This is a genomic window from Streptomyces sp. NPDC089915 (genome assembly GCF_040684675.1).
Lineage (GTDB): Bacteria > Actinomycetota > Actinomycetes > Streptomycetales > Streptomycetaceae > Streptomyces.
Genome location: NZ_JBFBGN010000369.1, coordinates 1 through 1,445, shown reverse-complemented (window position 1 = coordinate 1,445; position 1,445 = coordinate 1). Strand labels below are relative to the sequence as shown.

Genomic DNA, 1,445 nt, shown 5'->3' with positions numbered 1-1,445 from the left:
ACGCCGTCCCCAGCAGCTCGACGCGGTGCGCGGTCCTCTGGGCGCTCACGCCGAGGATGCCGAAGATGAGGTCACGGCCCATCGTCGCGCCGGCGGAACGCGCGCAGTGCGCCGGTCTCGGCGAACGGATGGCCGGAGACCGGATCCGGCCCCTCGCAGCGGCCGCTGTGGATGAAGACGGGGCCGGTCTCGACGTAGGCACCCGGGTCGCAGCCGACCTCCGCCGCCCACCTGCGCAGCGGGGCGTACGACACGAGCGAGATCTCCTCATCGGCGCGGCTCCGCCGCAGACAGCAGCGCAGGGGCGCACCCGCCGGGTCGAGCGCGTAGGGGCGGGGGACGACGCCGGCGTCGTCGCGGTCGCGGAGCTCCCGGAGCACGTGGGGAGCGATGGCCGCCGGGTGGTGGATCAGTGTGGTCATGCGCCCAGACTGCGTGGCGGAGTCCGCGGATGCTGGCGGAAATCCGACCTCGCGCCTCGCCGTCGCAGGGTGCGCGGCGCCACCGCGGGAGCTCCGGGTCCTCTTCCCGGGCGGTCAATCCGGATTGTTGCGGGTTCGCGGCGCGGCACGGGGCTGCGTGACTGTCCCCGAAGGGGCTCCGCTCCGCCGTTCCACGAAACGGACGGCCCACCCGCACGTTCCACCGGAACCCGACCGGAAGATGCCATGACACTCCACCTCACCCGCGCCGCAAGGGCCTTAGCGGCCCCCGCCCTCGCCCTCGCCGTCATCGCCCCGGCCCTCGCCGTCGCCGCGGCTCCCCCGGCGGCCGCCGCCACCGCGGGCGACGCGTACACCTTCACCAACACGGACGGCACCCTCAACGCGACGGGCAACGGCGACGGGAACCAGATCTCCGTCACCCCCGACGGCACCAACTACACCAACTGGCGCCTGATCAGGCTCGCCGCCCCCGGCACCTTCAACCTCGCCAGCACCTCCTCCGGGAAGTGCGTCTACGCCAGCCAGCCCGCCGTCCAGCAGTCCTGCGGCAAGGACGGCGAGCAGTGGCACTTCCGCCCCGTCGACGGCAAGCCCAACACGTTCGGGATCGTCCGCCGCGACGAGACCAACGGCACCGAGTGGTGCATGGACAACCGCGGCGGCCTCCACCTGTGGGGGATCCTCGCCCAGCCCAACGTCTGCGACGGCGGCGCGAGCCAGGAGTGGACGGTGCCCGCGTCGAAGGCCGCCGAAGCGAGGAGCCTCGCCCTCGACTACTACGCGGACCTGTGCTCGAGGCGGACGTCGACGTGTTCGTGGACCCAGAGGTCCGAAGGGCAGCCCGAGCTCCTGCCCCGCCAGATCGCCTCGTCCGTCTGGTACAACGGCACCGACAGCACGATGAAGCAGATCTTCACCACGGTGTACCACTCCGGCTGGGCCCAGTCGTTCACGGCCGGCGTCTCCACCTCGGTCGGGGTCACCACCCCGATCCAGGCC

The 1,445-nt window shown here is 72.5% G+C and carries 2 pseudogenes; one reads left to right on the top strand and one right to left on the bottom strand.

What is annotated here, in order from left to right:
• Positions 1–83: 83 nt before the first annotated feature.
• Positions 84–422 (bottom strand): annotated as a pseudogene (locus tag AB0O29_RS35900) (DUF1203 domain-containing protein); the annotation flags it as partial.
• Between the two features lie 246 nt (positions 423–668).
• On the opposite strand from AB0O29_RS35900, the pseudogene AB0O29_RS35895 reads away from it, so the two are divergent.
• Positions 669–1,445 (top strand): annotated as a pseudogene (locus AB0O29_RS35895) (hypothetical protein); the annotation flags it as partial.